This window comes from Achromobacter sp. (assembly GCF_057314935.1).
This window is the reverse complement of sequence record NZ_DBHKZA010000035.1, coordinates 44,926-61,644: the sequence shown is the minus strand read 5'-3', so window position 1 is coordinate 61,644 and position 16,719 is coordinate 44,926. Positions and strand designations below refer to the sequence as shown.

The 16,719-nt window shown below is 68.2% G+C and carries 16 protein-coding genes; 3 read left to right on the top strand and 13 right to left on the bottom strand.

Features of this window, described 5'->3' with window-relative positions; genetic code table 11:
- Nucleotides 1-622: 622 nt before the first annotated feature.
- The 3 genes from dsrO (at nt 623) to ACO6D5_RS14985 (ending at nt 5,699) form a co-directional block, all read left to right on the top strand.
- Nucleotides 623-1,384, top strand: coding sequence for a sulfate reduction electron transfer complex DsrMKJOP subunit DsrO (gene dsrO, locus ACO6D5_RS14995; protein ID WP_280027717.1), 762 nt, complete (start codon nt 623-625; stop codon nt 1,382-1,384).
- A 19-nt stretch (nt 1,385-1,403) separates the two neighbouring features.
- Complete coding sequence (gene nrfD / locus ACO6D5_RS14990; protein WP_485825809.1) at nt 1,404-2,438, top strand: NrfD/PsrC family molybdoenzyme membrane anchor subunit; 1,035 nt, start codon at nt 1,404-1,406, stop codon at nt 2,436-2,438.
- A 63-nt stretch (nt 2,439-2,501) separates the two neighbouring features.
- Entirely contained in the window at nt 2,502-5,699 is a 3,198-nt protein-coding gene (locus ACO6D5_RS14985) for a molybdopterin dinucleotide binding domain-containing protein (protein ID WP_315846568.1), read from the top strand.
- A 26-nt stretch (nt 5,700-5,725) separates the two neighbouring features.
- On the opposite strand, the gene ccmI is transcribed toward ACO6D5_RS14985, so the two are convergent.
- From ccmI to ACO6D5_RS14920, 13 genes are read right to left on the bottom strand one after another with little or no spacing between them, the layout of a single operon-like run.
- Nucleotides 5,726-7,039, bottom strand: a complete 1,314-nt coding sequence (gene ccmI, locus ACO6D5_RS14980) for a c-type cytochrome biogenesis protein CcmI (protein WP_485825808.1) — start codon at nt 7,037-7,039, stop codon at nt 5,726-5,728.
- Nucleotides 7,036-7,506, bottom strand: a complete 471-nt coding sequence (locus tag ACO6D5_RS14975) for a cytochrome c-type biogenesis protein (RefSeq protein WP_485825807.1) — start codon at nt 7,504-7,506, stop codon at nt 7,036-7,038. The genes ccmI and ACO6D5_RS14975 overlap by 4 nt, the downstream gene beginning before the upstream one ends.
- Entirely contained in the window at nt 7,503-8,024 is a 522-nt protein-coding gene (locus ACO6D5_RS14970) for a DsbE family thiol:disulfide interchange protein (RefSeq protein WP_006224208.1), read from the bottom strand. Before ACO6D5_RS14970 ends, ACO6D5_RS14975 begins: the two co-directional genes overlap by 4 nt.
- Entirely contained in the window at nt 8,024-10,033 is a 2,010-nt protein-coding gene (locus ACO6D5_RS14965) for a heme lyase CcmF/NrfE family subunit (protein WP_485825806.1), read from the bottom strand. Before ACO6D5_RS14965 ends, ACO6D5_RS14970 begins: the two co-directional genes overlap by 1 nt.
- On the bottom strand, nt 10,030-10,491 hold the full coding sequence (gene ccmE, locus ACO6D5_RS14960; protein WP_485825805.1) for a cytochrome c maturation protein CcmE: 462 nt from the start codon (nt 10,489-10,491) through the stop codon (nt 10,030-10,032). Before ccmE ends, ACO6D5_RS14965 begins: the two co-directional genes overlap by 4 nt.
- The gene (ccmD, locus tag ACO6D5_RS14955; RefSeq protein ID WP_485825804.1) at nt 10,488-10,652 is read right to left on the bottom strand and encodes a heme exporter protein CcmD; all 165 of its coding nucleotides are present in this window, start codon (nt 10,650-10,652) and stop codon (nt 10,488-10,490) included. The genes ccmE and ccmD overlap by 4 nt, the downstream gene beginning before the upstream one ends.
- The gene (gene ccmC / locus ACO6D5_RS14950; RefSeq protein WP_315846548.1) at nt 10,649-11,440 is read right to left on the bottom strand and encodes a heme ABC transporter permease CcmC; all 792 of its coding nucleotides are present in this window, start codon (nt 11,438-11,440) and stop codon (nt 10,649-10,651) included. Before ccmC ends, ccmD begins: the two co-directional genes overlap by 4 nt.
- An 8-nt stretch (nt 11,441-11,448) precedes the next feature.
- A complete protein-coding gene (ccmB, locus tag ACO6D5_RS14945; protein WP_006224203.1) occupies nt 11,449-12,114 on the bottom strand; it encodes a heme exporter protein CcmB in 666 nt (221 codons plus the stop codon).
- Complete coding sequence (gene ccmA / locus ACO6D5_RS14940; protein ID WP_485825803.1) at nt 12,080-12,775, bottom strand: heme ABC exporter ATP-binding protein CcmA; 696 nt, start codon at nt 12,773-12,775, stop codon at nt 12,080-12,082. Before ccmA ends, ccmB begins: the two co-directional genes overlap by 35 nt.
- Nucleotides 12,762-13,400, bottom strand: coding sequence for a NapC/NirT family cytochrome c (locus ACO6D5_RS14935; RefSeq protein WP_315846550.1), 639 nt, complete (start codon nt 13,398-13,400; stop codon nt 12,762-12,764). Before ACO6D5_RS14935 ends, ccmA begins: the two co-directional genes overlap by 14 nt.
- Before the next feature lie 15 nt (nt 13,401-13,415).
- Nucleotides 13,416-13,892 carry a nitrate reductase cytochrome c-type subunit gene (locus tag ACO6D5_RS14930; protein ID WP_315846551.1) on the bottom strand — a complete coding sequence of 159 codons (477 nt, stop codon included), beginning with the start codon at nt 13,890-13,892 and terminating at the stop codon, nt 13,416-13,418.
- A gap of 19 nt (nt 13,893-13,911) precedes the next feature.
- Nucleotides 13,912-16,407 carry a periplasmic nitrate reductase subunit alpha gene (napA, locus tag ACO6D5_RS14925; protein WP_315846552.1) on the bottom strand — a complete coding sequence of 832 codons (2,496 nt, stop codon included), beginning with the start codon at nt 16,405-16,407 and terminating at the stop codon, nt 13,912-13,914.
- Nucleotides 16,391-16,708, bottom strand: coding sequence for a chaperone NapD (locus ACO6D5_RS14920; protein WP_485825802.1), 318 nt, complete (start codon nt 16,706-16,708; stop codon nt 16,391-16,393). The genes napA and ACO6D5_RS14920 overlap by 17 nt, the downstream gene beginning before the upstream one ends.
- Between the last annotated feature and the right edge of the window lie 11 nt (nt 16,709-16,719).

Here is a 16,719-nt window from a genome sequence, read left to right as displayed (position 1 = left end):
CTCCGCACTCCCTCCGCAACACCCCACGACCCCCCCGGCGCCCTCCACAACACCCTCCACAACACCCCCCGACACCCCCCGACACCCCCCGACACCCCCCGACACCCCCCGACACCCTCCACAACACCCCCCGACACCCTCCACAACACCCTCCACAACACCCCACCACGTATGCCCGAGAAGGCCGCGCGGGGCGGCCTTCTCGGGCGGGCATACCACCTCCTTCCAGCGGCATTCTCAGCAACATCAGAACGCCAAGCACACCGTTCTCCCCAGCGGCGGCGGCATGACATCGGTCGAGCCGGTCGTCGCGCGGGCGGGGGGGGCGCGGCCGTTCGGTGACGCCCGACGGAATCCGAAGGGAGCCGAAGGCGGACGAGGATGAGGACGGGGAAGTCCGGCCCCGGCGGGCCGGACCGTCATCGTTGGCCGCGCCCCCCCCGCCCGCGCGATGACCGGCGGCTCAAGAACGCCACTCTCAGCCAGCAGCCAGCAGCCAGCAACGGCAACCGGTAACTCCCCATCCCGTATCCGTCCCCCATTTGATGCATATCAACCCCCTATATAACCAGCAGTGATAAGTTAATAACAACAAAAAGTAACCGCCCCGGAGCCCCCAGCAATGCCCCCCTCACCAGAACCCCCCCTACCCAGTAAACGCGGCTTCCTGAAAGGACTCCTCGGCCTGAGCGCCGCCGCCACCATCATCCCCATTCACGCTGAAGCCACCGGCCTGAACGGCCAACCGCCGCGCCGCCCCGGCATCCCCGGTAAGCGCTACGGCATGGTCGTCGACATGCGCAAATGCATCGGCTGCCAGTCCTGTACGGTCAGCTGTTCCATGGAAAACCTGCCCCCCATCGGACAGTTCCGCACCACCGTCCTGCAATACGAAGTCACCCCCGACGACGGCAGCCCCTGTGCCATGGTCATGCTGCCGCGCCTCTGCAACCACTGCGACAACCCGCCCTGCGTACCCGTCTGTCCCGTGCAAGCCACCTTCCAGCGGGAAGACGGCATCGTGCTGGTCGACAACGAACGCTGCGTCGGCTGCGCCTACTGCGTGCAAGCCTGTCCCTACGACGCCCGGTTCATCAACCATGAAACGCAAACGGCCGACAAGTGCACGTTCTGCGAACACCGCCTGGAAGCCGGCCTGCTGCCTGCCTGTGTGGAAAGCTGCGTCGGCGGCGCGCGCGTCATCGGCGACATGAACGACCCCGAGAGCGCCATCTCCAAGCTGCTCGTCGAACACAAGGCGGACATCAAGGTCCTGAAGCCCGAAATGAAGACCGACCCCCACGTCTATTACATCGGCCTGCCCGATGCGTTCGTGCACCAGGTCGACGGCCAGGCCGGCGTGCGCCTGGCTGGCGGACATTGAGCCATCACAGGGGACTTTCATGCAGATCTCGGAATTGCTCACGCCGGCCTATGACGCCGCCTGGCTGCCTTGGGCCGTGCAGTACTTCTTTCTCATCGGCATCAGCGCCACCACCGCACTGACCGCCGCCTTCGCTGCCTTCGGCCAGGCCGGATCGTCCGCGCGGCGGCTGCTGCCCGCGGCCGCCACCGTGCTGCTGGTGACCGCCGTTGCCGCGCCCGTGTCATTGCTGGCCGACTTGCACCAGCCCGGCAGGTTCTGGCACTTCTACGCCCACTTCACGCCATGGTCGTGGATGTGGCTGGGCGCCTTGCTGCTGCCCGTGTTCGTGGGCCTGGCCGTGCTGTTCTGCGCCGCATGGTGGTGGGGCCGCATTGCCTGGGTGCGCCTCGTGGGCGCGGCCCTGGCGCTGTCGGCGGTGTCGATCCTTGTCTACACCGGCGCCGAAGTCATGGTGCTGCGCTCGCGGCCCTTATGGCACACCGTGTTCCTGCCCGTGAACTTTGCCCTGACGGCCTGGCTCGGGGCGCTGGGCGCCATGTTCCTGGTTGGCCGGTGGCTGCCCGGCGGCATGAAGGCCTTGCCGGTGGGCATGCTGCGCCAGCTCAGCTTTGCCGCCGTCGTGCTGATGGCCGTGGGCGCCGGCGCCTGGGCCGTGCTGGGCACGCTGGGCGTGGACCCGTCGTTCGACGCAGCCTTGCGGCTGTTCGCCGAATTCCCCGTCTGGCGCATCAGCCTGGCGGGCGCGGTCATCACGGCCTTCTGCATGATCGCGCTGCTGCAGCGCCCGGCCCAGGCGCTGGCCGCGCCGCTGCCGTCGGCCACCCTGGCGCTGACCATGCTGGCCGCCGCGTGGATCTTCCGCTGGGTGGTGTTCATGAGCGTGCAGGGCGTGCCCAAGTATGGCGCGGGGCTCTACCTGTACGACATGCCCTGGGGCAGCGATGGCCTGCTGGGCATGGCCGGAGTGCTGGGCCTGTGCGTGGCGCTGGTCACGGCAGTGACCTGGGCGCTGGAGCGGTTCCCGGCGCGCCGGCGCGGCATGGCGGCCTGACCGACCCAAGCCCACCAAGCGGCAAAAGCGGCCGCAAGACGAAAGCACATGGAAGACGAAGCAATGGACAAGCAACACGAAGACGACAAGCCTGGCGCGGCCGATGCGCCCGACAATGCGCTGCAAGACGCGGCGCGGCGCAAGTTGATGGTGCGCGGCGGCATGGTCGCCGGCGGCATGGCGGCCTTTGCGGCCGGCTATGGCGAAACCGTCACCCGCGCCGTCAAGGGCCTGGCGCACGGCACTGCCGGCGTTCCCACGGCGCATGCCGTGCGCGGCAATTCGCTGACGGCGGAATTCCGAATCGACCCGCTGACCGGCGCGCTGGCCGCCCAGCCGGGCCAGACGGTCAGCCCGTCCAGCTGCCTGGGCTGCTGGACCCAGTGCGGCGTCCGCCTGCGCGTGGACACGAAGGAAAACCGCATCCTGCGCGTGGCGGGCAACCCTTACCATCCGCTGGCCACCACGCGTCCCGCCGCGATGGAAACGCCCGTGCGCGAGGTCTATGCGCAGCTGGGCGGCGAGAACGGCCTGGAGGGCCGCGCTACGTCCTGCGCCCGCGGGTCGGCCATGCTGGAACAGATGAACAGCCCGTTCCGCGTGCTGCAACCGATGAAGCGCGTCGGCGGGCGGGGCGAAGGCAAGTGGCAGACCATCTCGTTCGAGCAACTGGTGCAGGAAGTGTGCGAAGGCGGCGATCTTTTCGGTGAAGGTCACGTGGAAGGCCTGCGCGCCGTCTTCGACCGCGACACGCTGCTGGACCCGGACAATCCGGAGTACGGCGCCAAGGTCAACCAGTTCCTGTTCACCGACGCCTCCAACGAAGGCCGCACGCCGCTGATCCAGCGCTTTGCCGCGCAGTCCTTCGGCACGGTCAACTTCAGCAACCATGGCTCCTACTGCGGCCAGAGCTTCCGCGTGGGCGCAGGCGCCGCCCTGGGCGACTTGAAGGGCATGCCGCACGGCAAGCCGGATTGGGACAATGCGCGCTTCGGCCTGTTCATCGGCGCGGCGCCGGCGCAAGCGGGCAACCCGTTCCAGCGCCAGGCCCGGCAATTGGCCGAAGCACGGGTGCGGCCGGAGGAAGACAGCTTCACCTATGTGGTCGTGTCGCCCATGCTGCCCGCGTCCTCCAGCCTGTCGGCTGGCTCAGGCAACGAGTGGCTGCCGGTGAATCCGGCCAGTGACCTGGCATTGGCGATGGGTCTCATCCGCTGGATCCTGGACAACGACCGCTTCGATGCCCGCATGCTGGCGCAACCCGGCCCCAACGCCATGAAGGCGGCGGATGAAGCCGCCTGGACCAACGCCACGCATCTGGTGGTGGCTGAACCGGGCCATCCCAGGCTGGGCAGTTTCGTGCGCGGCGCAGACCTGGGCTGGCCGCGGCCTGCCGACGCCGACGACAAATGGGAAGACGTCTACGCGGTGCGCCTGGAAGATGGCACGCTGGCGCCGCACACGACCGCGTCGCCGGCCACGTTGTTCGTGGATGAGCGCATTGCCGTGCCCGGGATGCCGGGCGGGGCGGACACCGTGCGCGTCTGCTCGTCCCTTGCCTTGCTGCGCGAGGAATCGCACCGCAAGTCGCTGGACGAATACGCCGGACTTTGCGGCGTGCCGGCGGACAAGATCGCCTCGCTGGCCAAGCGCTTCACCAGCTACGGCAAGCGCGCCGTTGCCGACGCGCATGGCGGCACGATGAGCGGCGCGGGCTTCTATACGGCCTACGCCATCGCCATGCTCAACACGCTGGTTGGCAACCTGAACGTGGATGGCGGTCTGGTGCTGGACGCCGGCCCGTTCCCGCCTTATGGCCCCGGTCCACGCTACAACATCGCCGGCTTCGCAAACCGCGCCACGCCCAAGGGCGTCGCCTTGTCGCGCAACCGCTTCCCGTACGAGAAGTCCAGCGAGTTCAAGCGCAAGAAGGCGGCGGGGCAGCCGGCGTATCCGGCATCCGCGCCCTGGTATCCGGCCACGGGCGGTCTCAGCTCTGAAATGCTGGCGTCCGCGCTGGCGGGGTATCCGTACCGCGCCAAGGTCTGGTTCAACCACATGAGCAATCCGATCTACGGCATCGCGGGCTTGAAGGGCGTGATCATCGACAAGATGAAGGATCCGCGCATCCTGCCGCTTTCGGTATCGATCAACCCGTTCATCAACGAAACCAATGCGTTGGCCGACTACATCGTGCCGGACACGGTCACGTATGAAAGCTGGGGCGTGTCGGCACCCTGGGCCGACGTGGTGGCCAAGGCATCCACCGTGCGCTGGCCCGCCGTGCAGCCGCGCGTGGCGCGCACGGCCACCAACGAGCCCGTTTGCCTGGAAACCTTCCTCATCGCTTGCGCCAAGCGCTTGGGCATGCCGGGCTTCGGCCAGAACGCGATCTCGGACAAGGACGGCGCCCAGTACGCGCTGGACACGCCCGAGGACTTTTTCCTGCGCGGCATGGCCAACATCGCGTTCTCGGCCGGCCGCGCCGTGCCCGAGGCCAGCGACGACGACATGGCGCTGACCGGGGTGGATCGCTACCGCAGCCTGCTGCAGAGCAAGCTCAAGCCCGGCGAATGGCGGCAGGTCGCCATGCTGATGAGCCGGGGCGGGCGCTTCGACAAGATGGAAGATGCCTGGGTGGACAAGGGCCGGAACCGCCATACGCGCCAGGCATACGCCAAGCCTCTGCAGGTCTGGAGCGAGGAACTCGCGGGCTTTCGCCATGCGATGACCGGCGAACGCTATAGCGGCTGTCCGACCTGGTATCCCGCGCGCCTGGCCGATGGCCGCGACGTGCGCGCCCAGTACCCGGCGCAGCAATGGCCGTTCCTGCTCAGTTCGTTCAAATCGAACCTGATGAGCTCCATGTCGATCGGCGTGAACCGTCTGCGCCAGGTGCATCCGCACAATCCGGTGTCGATCAATCGGCAGGACGGCGAACGCCTGGGGCTGCGCAACGGCGACCCCGTGCGCATCGTGACGCCGGGCGGCGCCGTGACCGGGCTGGCCTTGCTGCGCGACGGCATCCAGCCGGGTGCGGTCGGCATCGAGCACGGCTATGGCCACACCGAGCTGGGCGCACGCGCCCACGTGGTCGACGGCAAGCCCATGCCGCATGATCCCGCGCTGGCGGCAGGCGTCAATCTGAACGACCTGGGGTTCGGCGATGCCACGCGGGGCGAGCACGCGAACGTCTGGATCGACTGGGTGTCCGGCGCCGCGGTGCGCCAGGGCCTGCCGGCGCGTATCGAACGCGCCTAGGCCAGCGTGGCCGATGCCGAGGCGTGCTAGCGCACGACGGTGTCGGCCACCAGTTCCAGGCCGTCCGCGTGGACCGCGACATCCGGCAGCACCCCGCTCAGGTCGCCCGGCCGGGCGGCGGCCGTGCCCGACCGGCTGATGCGGATCTCCACCTGCACGCGGTTCGCACGCGACAGCGTGGCGTCCGGCGACATGGCGCTGCTGTCATCCAGCACAAACGCGCGCGGCAGGTCCGAGACGCGCAGCTGCAGAATCGCCAGCGGCATGCGCGAGCCTTCGATGGGCCGTGCCAGGATGAATACGGTATCGCCGGGCTGGACCTGGCCGCGCAAGGCATCCGCGATGCGGGCTTGCCCGCTGATGCGGGCGGCGGAAGGGGCGCCGGCGGGCTTTGCCGCGGACGGCGCATCCGGCGCGGCCTGCTGTGTGGCACCCCCCGTGGCATTCGCCGCAGCGGCCCCCGTGGCCGGTGGCATGGACGGCGCACCGGTTGCCATCGCGCGGGCCTGGGCGATATTGGACTGAATCTGCCGCGCGGCCTCGGAGTCCGGCGGCAGCAAGGCCTGCAGCCGTTCCCAATGGGCCAGCGCCTCGGCGGCATCGCCACGCCGCAACGCCATCATGCCCGCCAGCGCCAAGGCCTTGGGCTGATCCGGCTGCGTGGCCAGCGATTGCGCCACGGCCGCGACCGCATTGGCGTCCGGCACCCCCTGATTGGCCGACAGCAAGGCATCGGCCATATCGGCCAGCACGGCGGGTTGGCCGGGAACCAGGCGCAACACCTGCTGATACGCGGCGACCGCGTCGGTGTATCGGCCAAGGGTTTCATACGAGCGCGCCAGCGTGTACCAGCCGTCGGCGTCGTCGGGCGCGTTGCGCAGCCGTTGCGCCAGCGCATTGATGGCCACTGCCATGTCCTCGCCCGAGTCATCCGCATGCGGTTCTGCTGTGCGCGCCATGACCGACACGTCTGCCGCCGCGCGGGGATTGCCCAGCTTGCCGTACAGCAGCACGGCGGCCACCGGGATCAGCACGCTAAGCAGGCAGGCGGTTGCCACGCCGGCGCGCTGGCCACGCACCGGCGCGGCCTGTCGCTGGCGTTGGGCCAGGTCTTGCAGCAGGTCGCGCTGCAATTCGTCTTCGGCTCGCGCCAAGCCATCGGCGGTGAGGCTGCCGTTCTGCCTGTCGCGCCGCAATTGTTCGCGCTGGGCCAGGTAGAACGCGCGCACGTTGGCGTCGGAGGCCGTGTCAACAGGCGGCGCGCGGCGCACCAGCGGCGGGATCAGGCACAGCAGCGTCGCCAACAGCAGCAACAGGACGGCGAGCCAGAGGGTTGTCATGGGCCGGTATCCAGGAAACGAGCGGCGCGGGCGCGTTCGTCGGCCGTCAAGGGCGCGCGGGCGCCCGACCGGCGTTTCAGCGTGCGCAGCAACACCCAGAAGCCCAGCGCCAGCAGCGCGAACGGTCCCAGCCACAACAGCCAGGTGATGGGTTTGAACGGCGGGTCGTAGCGGACGAAATCGCCGTAGCGGTCTTCGAAGAAGCGCATGATCTGCGCATCGCTGCGGCCATCGGCCAATTGGGCATGGATCAGATTACGCATGTCGTGCGCCAGCGGCGCATTGGAATCGGCCAGCGTCTGGTTCTGGCAGACCAGGCACCGCAGGCCGTGCGCCAGCTTGTCGGCGCGTTGCTGGTCCGCGGACGACAGGGGGGGCAGCTCGGGCGGCGCTTGCGCGGCGGATGCCGGCGACCCCGTCAAGCTCAGGGCCAGCAACGCGGCCGCCATATGCCCGTGCGTTCTCATCGCAACCCCTCGATCAACGGCTGTATGCGGTTGCGCCAGATGTCGGGCGTGATCAGGCCCAACTGCTTGTAGCGGATGCGCCCGGCGCCGTCGATCACGAAGGTCTCGGGCACGCCGTAGACGCCATATTCGATGCCGACGCGGCCGTCGGTGTCGCTGGCGGATGCGATGTAGGGGTTGCCGTTGCGGGCCAGCCAGGCCAGCGCGTCCTCGGGTTTGTCCTTGTAGTTCAACCCGTAGAGCGGAATGCCGTGGCGCTGGGCGGCTTCGCGCAGCACCGGCAGTTCTTCGCGGCAGGGGCCGCACCACGATGCCCACACGTTCAGCAGCCAGACCTGGCCGCGCAGCGACTGCACGTCCAATTGCTGGCCGGGCGCTTGCAGCAACGGCAGGCTGATCGCGGGGGCGGGCTTGTCGATCATCGCCGACGGCACCGCGCGCGGATCCCTTGACAGGCCCATCGCCAGGAAGACGGCCATCGCCATGAAGACGCCTAGCGGCAACAGGTAGCGCAGCATCAGTACCCCTCCCGCGCCGGCCGGGGGGCGGGGGCCGCCTCGCCTTCGGGGCGGCGCGCTGGCGCTTCCTGGGCGCGGCGGTAGCGCTTGTCGCTGGCGGCCAGCAGGCCGCCCAGCGCCATCAGCAGGCAACCGGTCCAGATCCAGGTCATGAAGGGCTTGACCTGGATGCGCACCGTCCAGGCGCGGTCGCCAACGGGTTCGCCCAACGCCACGAACAGGTCGCGGGTAAAGCCGCTGTCGATGTCGGCCTGGCTTAGCGCCATGTCCTGCACGGTGTACAGGCGCTTTTCGGGATACAGCGTCACCACCGGTTTGCCGTTGCGCGTGACAGGAAATACGGCGCGTTGCGCGCTGTAGTTCGGCCCGGCGGCGGGCGCCAGGCTGGCGAAGGTGAACTGGTAGCCTCCGGCTTCCTGCATGGCGCCCAGTTCCATGCGCAATTCATGCTTGACCTCGTAGCCGTTGGCCAAGGTGACGCCGGCGATGAAAATGCCCACGCCGGCGTGCGCCAGCAACATGCCGTACCAGGCGCGTGGCTGGCGGCCAAGGCGGCGCAGCCAATGGCCGTCCCCATCCGTCAGCCGCTGCCAGGCGTGCGCAGCGGCGCTGGCAACCGACCACCCCGCCAGCCACAGGCCCAGCACGATCATGGGCGAGCCCAGCCGCAGCGGGCCCGGCATCGCCAGCGGCAGCAACACGGCGGTCGCCACGCTGACCCCGAAGGCCGCGCGCAGCCGCCGGCCCAGGTCGGGCATGCCTGCCTGCTTCCAGCGGGCCATGGGGCCCACGCCCATGAGGAAGATGGCCGGCGTCATCAGCGGCACGAACACGGCTTCGAAATAGGGCGGGCCGATGGATATCTTGCCCCAGTCCAGCACGTCCAGCACCACGGGATAGAGCGTGCCCAGCAGCACCGATCCGGCCGCGACGGTCAGGACCACGTTGTTCGACAGCAGCAGGGATTCCCGCGACAGCAGCGAAAAGCCGCCGCCCAGGCCGACCGTCGGCGCGCGCCAGGCGTAGAGCGTCAGCGAACCGCCGACGATCACGGTCATGAAGGCCAGGATGTACAGCCCGCGGCCCGGATCCACCGCGAAGGCGTGGACGGAGGTCAGTACGCCGGAACGGACCAGGAACGTTCCCAGGATGCTGAGCGAAAACGTGCAGATCGCCAACAGCACCGTCCAGCTGCGGAAGGCTCCCCGGCGCTCGGTGACGATCAGCGAGTGGATCAGCGCCGTGCCCGCCAGCCAGGGCATGAACGAGGCGTTCTCCACCGGGTCCCAGAACCACCAGCCGCCCCAGCCCAGCACGTAGTAGGCCCAGGCGCTGCCCAGCAGGATGCCGATGGTCAGGAAGGTCCAGGCGGCCAGCGTCCACGGCCGCACCCAGCGCGCCCACAGCGCATCCAGTTCGCCCGACAGCAAGGCGGCGATGGCGAAGGCGAAGGCGACGGAAAACCCCACGTAGCCCATGTACAGCATGGGCGGGTGCACGATCATGCCTGGGTCCTGCAGCAGCGGGTTCAGGTCGCGGCCGGCCATGGCCGGCGGCATCAGCCGTTCGAAGGGGTTGGACAGGAACAGCAGGAACAGCAGGAAGCCCACGCTGATCCAGCCCATCACGGCCAACACGCGCGCGGCGAAGGCCAGGGGCAGGCGGCGGCTGAACACGGCGACGGCGAGCGTCCAGGCGGTCAGCAGCAGCAGCCACAGCAGCAACGACCCCTCGTGCCCGCCCCAGACGGCCGCGAAGCGGTAGGCGGCAGGCAGGTCGGCGTGGGAATTGCCGGCCACATACAGCACCGAGAAATCGTTGTGCACGAACGACCAGGCCAGGCAGCCGAAGGCCAGCACGGTCAGACAGAACTGGCCCACGGCAGCGGGCCGCGCCACGCGCAGTCCGGCCTGCCAGCCGGTGGCGGCGCCCACCAGCGGCAGGGTGGCTTGCGCCAGCGCCGTCAGCAGCGCCAGGATCAGGCTGAACAGGCCGATCTCGGGGATCATCGGGGCTGCCCCTGCATCGCGTTGGCAGCCGCGGCTTGCCCGGCGCGCTTGATCGCATCGGCGGCCTCGGGCGGCATGTAGTTCTCGTCGTGCTTGGCCAGCACTTCCGTGGCGCGGAACACGCCGTCGGCGTCCAGCTTGCCCGCCACCACCACGCCTTTGCCCTCGCGGAACAGGTCGGGCAGCAGGCCTTGATAGGTCACGGGCACGGTGTGCGCGGTGTCGGTCACGATGAACCGCAGGGTCAGGCCGTCGGCTTCGCGACGCACCGAACCTGGCTCCACCAGTCCGCCTACGCGAAAGCTCCCAGTCCGGGGCGCCTCTTTCGCCACTACCTGCGTCGGGCTGAAGAAGAACACCAGGTTCGATTGCAGGGCGTTGAGCACCAGGGCGGTGGCGATGGCCAGCAGCCCCAGACCGCCCGCGATGGCGAACATGCGGCGCTTGCGCGGTGTCATGGGCGCCCCTCGCCAGCTTGCCTGCGCGTGGCCTGGCGCCGGGCGCGTGCGCGGCGCCACAGCACAAAGGCCTCTGCGGCCATCAGTGCCAGTGTGACGCCATAGGCGCCCAGGATATAAGGGCTGTGGCCTTGCAGCGAGAACAGCGCGTCCCAGCTCATGGCGCCTCCGGGGCGGGGCGGCCCCCGCGGGCCGCCCCGGGTTCGCGTTCGGCGATGATGCCGCGCACTCGCGCCAGCGCGATTGCCGCGCTGTACAGCCAGAAGGCCGCCACCATCAGCAGCATGGCGGCGACCATGATGCGCGCCATGCTGGGGGCCGAGGTCAGGTTGATGGACGCGCCCTGATGCAGCGTGCTCCACCAGCGCACCGAGAAATAGATGATGGGCACGTTGACGACGCCGGCCAACAGCAGGATGGCGCCGCCGCGGTCAGCGCGGCGCGTGTCGTCGGTCGCGGCCTGCAAGGCCATGAAGCCCAGGTACAGGAAGAGCAGGATCAGTTCCGAGGTCAGCCGCGCATCCCAGACCCACCACGCGCCCCAGGTGGGCTTGCCCCACAATGCGCCGGTCCACAGGGTCAGGAAGGTGAAGAGCGCGCCGGTGGGCGCCAGCGCCCGCATCATCATGAACGACAGGCGCGTGTTGTAGATCAGGCCCAGCGCGGCATACCCCGCCATTACCAGGTACAGGAACATCGACATCCACGCAGCTGCCACGTGGATGAACAGGATGCGGTAGACCTCGCCTTGCTGGCTGTCCGTGGGCGCGACGACCAGGCCGACATACAGGCCCGCGCCGGCAAAGAGGACAGCCGCCAGCGCCAGCCCCGGAATCAGGCGACCGGCCAGCGGATAGAACACCGCGGGCGAGGCATAGCGCAGCCAGCCGGCGCCAGCGGTTGCCGGCGTGGCGGGGTAGGGCGAATCGAAGGCGGGTTGCTTGTGCATGGGGCCTCTTAGTCCAGCGCCACGCGCAGCGCGGCGGACGCGCTCCAGGGGCATAGCAGGATTGCCAGGCACAGGCAGGCGCCCAGCAGCGACAGTTGCGGCCCGGCGCCCAGGCCCGCGTGCGTGGCGGACACGGCGCCCGCCCCGAAGATCAGCACCGGCACGTACAGCGGCAGCACCAGCAGGGGCAGCAGCGCCCCGCCGCGCAGGCCCAGCGTCAGCGCCGCGCCCAGCCCGCCCACCAGCGCCAGCGTGGGCGTGCCCAGCAGCAGGGACAGGACCAGTACGCCGATCGCCTGCGGCGGCAGGCCGAATTGCAGGGCCAGCACCGGGCTGGCCAGGATCAGTGGCAGGCAGCCGCTGACCCAGTGCGCGGCGAGCTTCACCCCCACCAGCAGCGGCAGCGGGTGCGGCGACACCAGCAGTTGTTCCAGCGCGCCGTTGGCATGGTCTTGCGCGAAGGGGCGGTGCAGGCTCAACAGGATGCCCAGCAACGCGCAGACCCACAGCACGCCCGGCCCGATCGCCAGCAGCAGGACGGGATCGGGACCGACCGCCAGCGGGAAGAGGGAACCCGCCACGATGAAGAACAGCGTGGCGCCCAGCGTATCCGCAGGCCGCCTCCAGGCTAGCCGGATGTCACGCAGCGCCAACTGAGACAGCGTAGCCAGCATCCGCGTAGTCATCCATGTTCAAGGTTTGCGTGCGGGCGGCGGCGGTGCCGGGCGCGCGGTGCGACGCCACGACTGCTGCGCCGCCCGCGTCCAGGTGCGCATCCAGCGCCCGCCACAACTGGGCCAGGCTGGCCGCGTCCAGGCCCGCGTCGGGTTCGTCCAGCAGCCACAGGGGCTTGCCGCCCAGCACCACGGCGGCCATTGCCAGCCGGCGGCCCTGGCCTTGGGACAGCCGAGCCGCGGGCAGGTGCACGCTGGCCTCCAGGCGCCAACGGCGCAGGCCCGCCGCGATGGCGTCTTCGTCTTGCGGCGTACCGGCCACATGCAGGCTGTAGCGCAGGTTCTCCAGCGCGGTCAGTTCGCCGCACAGGCCGTTGGCGTGCCCCAGGAACGCCACGCGCGCGAAGTACGCCGCCGTGTCGCGGCGCACCTCCCGGCCCTGCGAGCGCACCGTGCCGGCAAGCGGGCGCAGCAGGCCCGCCAACATGCGCAAGAGGCTGGTCTTGCCGCTGCCGTTGGCGCCCTGCACATGCAGGAGCTGGCCGGCATGCAGGTCGAAATCCACCGGACGCAGACCTTCTGGCTCGCTGCAACGGCCGCCGCGGGGGCTGCGCAGCCCGCAGGCCGCAAGCAGGGGCGGCGGGGCGTCAGCGGGCCGCATTCGCCACCTCTTTGGACGCCCTGGCCGGCGGCGTCGCCTCAGAGGTCTGGCCAGGCGGGATGTGCGGCAGCGTATGGGCGATGCCCTTGTGGCAGTCGATGCAGGTCTTGGTCTTGTCGGCCAGGTACGTGGAGTGCATGTTCTGCGCGCGCACGCTCTGGCGCGTGAAGTCCATGTACTCGTAGTTGTGGCAGTTGCGGCATTCCAGCGAGTCGTTGGCCTTGAAGCGCGCCCATTCGTGTTGGGCCAGTTCCAGCCGCTTGTCCACGAACTTTTCGCGCGTGTCGATGGTGCCGAATATCTTGCCCCAGACCTCCTTGGACGCCTGCATCTTGCGGGCGATCTTGTCCGTCCAGTTGTGCGGCACATGGCAGTCCGAGCACAAGGCGCGCACCCCCGAGCGGTTGGTGAAGTGGATGGTGCCCTTCAGTTCCGCGTACACGTTGTCGCGCATTTCATGGCAGCCCGTACAGAACTTTTCGGTGTTGGTCAGTTCCATCGCGGTGTTGAAGGCGCCCCAGAACAGGATGCCGCCGATGAAGCCGCCGATCGTCAAGAAGCCCAGGCTGAAGTGCACGCTGGGGCGGCGGATGATGTTCCAGTAGCGCTTGAGGAGCTTGAGCATGGCGGCATCGATCCCTTACTTCTTGTCGGTGGCCGGCGCGGTCAGGCGCTTGAGGATCACGTCGATGTCTTGGTAGGTATTGGACACCAGCGGCTTGGCCTCGGCCTGCGGCACGTGGCACTGCACGCAGAAATAGCGCCGTGGGGATACCTCGGCCAGCACGTTGCTGTCGCGATCCATGTAGTGCGTCACGCTCAAGGGCGGCGCCTGGGTTTCCTCGGTGTTCACGCGGGCATGGCAGGCCAGGCAGCGGTTGTAGTTCTTGTCGATCTGGTAGCCGTCGATCTTGTGCGGGATGGTGGGCGGCTGCATCGAATAGGTGCGCATCCGCTTGATGTCCTTGTTTTCGATCGGGCTGATCAGCGGCGGATCGGTTTCCTCGGCGATGGGGGTGGGCCCGCGCATGGGGTCTTCGACCTCCAGCGGCGGAGCGGCCCAGGCGGCCGAGGCCAGAAGGATGCCGATGGCGATGGTGGCGGCGCGTCGTTTCATGGCTGTCTCCCGGGGCCGCTCAGACCTTGACGATCTTGACCGCGCACTTCTTGAAGTCGGTCTGGAAAGAGATCGGGTCGGTGGCATCCAACGTGACCTTGTTGATCAGCTGGCCGGCGTCGAACCACGGCACGAAGACCAGGCCGCGCGGCGGCTTGTCGCGCCCGCGGGTCTCAAGCCGCGTGCGCATCTTGCCGCGCCGCGACTCGATCTCGACTTCCACGCCGCGCCGTAGGCCCATCGCCTGCGCGTCGTCCGGGTGCATGAAACAGACTGCGTTGGGAAAGGCGCGGTACAGCTCGGGCACGCGTCGCGTCATCGAGCCGGAATGCCAGTGCTCCAGGACGCGGCCGGTGGACAGCCAGAACGGGTATTCCTTGTCGGGCGATTCCGGCGGGGGCTCGTAGGGCAGGGCGTAGATGACGGCGCGTCCGTCCGGGTTGCCGTAGAACTCGAAGCCGGCGCCCGCCTTCACGTAGGGGTCGCTGCCTTCGCGGTAGCGCCACAGGGTTTCCTTGCCGTTGACGACGGGCCAGCGCAGGCCGCGGGCCTCGTGGTAGGTGTCGAAGGGGGCCAGGTCGTGCCCGTGGCCGCGGCCGAATTCGGCGTATTCCTCGAACAGGCCCTTTTGCGCATAGAAGCCGAAAGCCTTCGCTTCCTGGTTCTCGTATTCCGCGTTCAATTCGCTATTGGGGAATTTGTTGACGCGGCCGTTGGCGAACAGGATGTCGAAGAGAGTCTTGCCCCGGTACTCGGGCTTCTTGGCCAGCAGGTCGGCAGGCCAGACCTCTTCCACCTTGAAGCGCTTGGAAAACTCCATCAACTGCCACAGGTCGGAACGCGCGTCGCCCGGGGCGTTCACCAGCTGATGCCAGAACTGGGTGCGCCGTTCGGCGTTGCCGTAGGCGCCTTCCTTTTCCACCCACATGGCCGCGGGCAGGATCAGGTCGGCTGAAATGGTGGTGACCGTGGGGTAGGCGTCCGACACCACGATGAAGTTCTCGGGGTTGCGGTAGCCCGGCAGGCCTTCATTCATCAGGTTGGCCGCCGCCTGCATGTTGTTGTTCACCATGACCCAGTAGGCGTTGATCTGGCCGTCCTTGAGCATGCGGTTCTGCAGCACCGCGTGCGCGCCCACTTTGTCGGGAATCGTGCCGTCGGGCAGTTGCCAGATCTCTTCCGCATGCGCACGGTGCTTGGGGTTGGTCACGACCAGGTCGGCCGGTAGGCGGTGCGAGAACGTGCCCACCTCGCGCGCGGTGCCACAGGCCGATGGCTGGCCGGTCAGCGAAAACGGGCTGTTGCCCGGCGTCGAGATCTTGCCGGTCAGCAGGTGGATGTTGTAGACCATGTTGTTGGCCCACACCCCGCGCGTGTGCTGGTTAAAGCCCATGGTCCAGAACGAGGTCACGCGGATCTTCGGGTCGGCGTAGAGCTCGGCCAGGTCCTGCAATTGCTTCTGCGGCACGCCCGTCAGCTTGGACGTGTACTCCAGGTCGTACTTCGAGACGAACTTGGCGAAGTCGTCGTAGGTGATGGGCTTGGATCCGCCCGCCTTGTCGGCGTTCTTGGCCGCCTTCTGCAAGGGGTGGTCGGGCCGCAGGCCATAACCGATGTCGGTGTTGCCTTCATGGAACACCGTGTGCTTGTCCACGAAGTCGCGGTTCACGCGCTTGGTCTGGATGATGTAGTTGGCGATGTAGTTCAGGATCGCCAGGTCCGTCTGCGGCGTGAAGGTCAGCGTCAGGTCGGCCAGTTCATACGAACGGTGCTCGAAGGTAGACAGCACCGCGACCTTCGTCTTGGGGGCGGACAACCGCCGGTCGGTCACGCGTGTCCACAGGATGGGATGCATCTCGGCCATGTTCGACCCCCACAGCACGAAGGCGTCGGCATTCTCGATGTCGTCATAGCAGCCCATCGGCTCGTCGGCGCCGAAGGTCCGCATGAAGCCCACGGCGGCCGATGCCATGCAGTGCCGCGCGTTCGGGTCCAGGTTGTTCGACCGGAAGCCTGCCTTCATCAGCTTGAGCGCCGCGTAGCCTTCCCAGACGGTCCACTGGCCCGATCCGAACATGCCCACCGCCGTGGGTCCCTTGTCCTTTAACACCCGCTTGAACTGTTCGGCCATCACGTCGAAGGCCTGGTCCCAGGACACCGGTGCGAATTCACCGTCCTTGGCGTACTTGCCGTCCTTCATGCGCAAGAGCGGCGTGGTCAGCCGGTCGTTGCCATACATGATCTTGGACAGGAAGTAGCCCTTGACGCAGTTCAGACCCTTGTTGACCTCGGCGTTGAAATCGCCGTGCGTGGCCACGACCTGGTTGTCCTTGACCGCGACGTTCACGCCGCAGCCGGTCCCGCAGAACCTACAGGGCGCCTTGGACCATTTCAGCTTGGCGGCCTCGGATTCGGTCACGATGTTCTGCGTGTACCCGACGATGGGGATGCCCGCCACGGTGGCGGCAGCCGCGGCGGCGGATTGCTTGATGAAGTCTCTACGAGCCATGGACATCGTCAATCTCCTCGTTCATCGCGGCAAGCGTGTCGGCATGCTGGTAGACCAGCGCCGAGGCCAGCACGCCATCGCAGCGCTGGATCTCGGAGATCCGCGCCATCATGTCGTCGGTGGAGGGCGCTTCCAGCGTGACCACCAGCTTTCCGGTGTCGGACGCGCCATGGATTTCGGATCCGGCCACCGCCAGGATGGCGGCGCGGACGTCGGGCAAGCGTTGGGGCAGGGCATGCACCACCAGGCTGGCGATGTGCAGCTCAGGGGGCGCCGCGGAGGGCGGGGGGGAGGCAAGCGCGGACATGGAAGGATTTC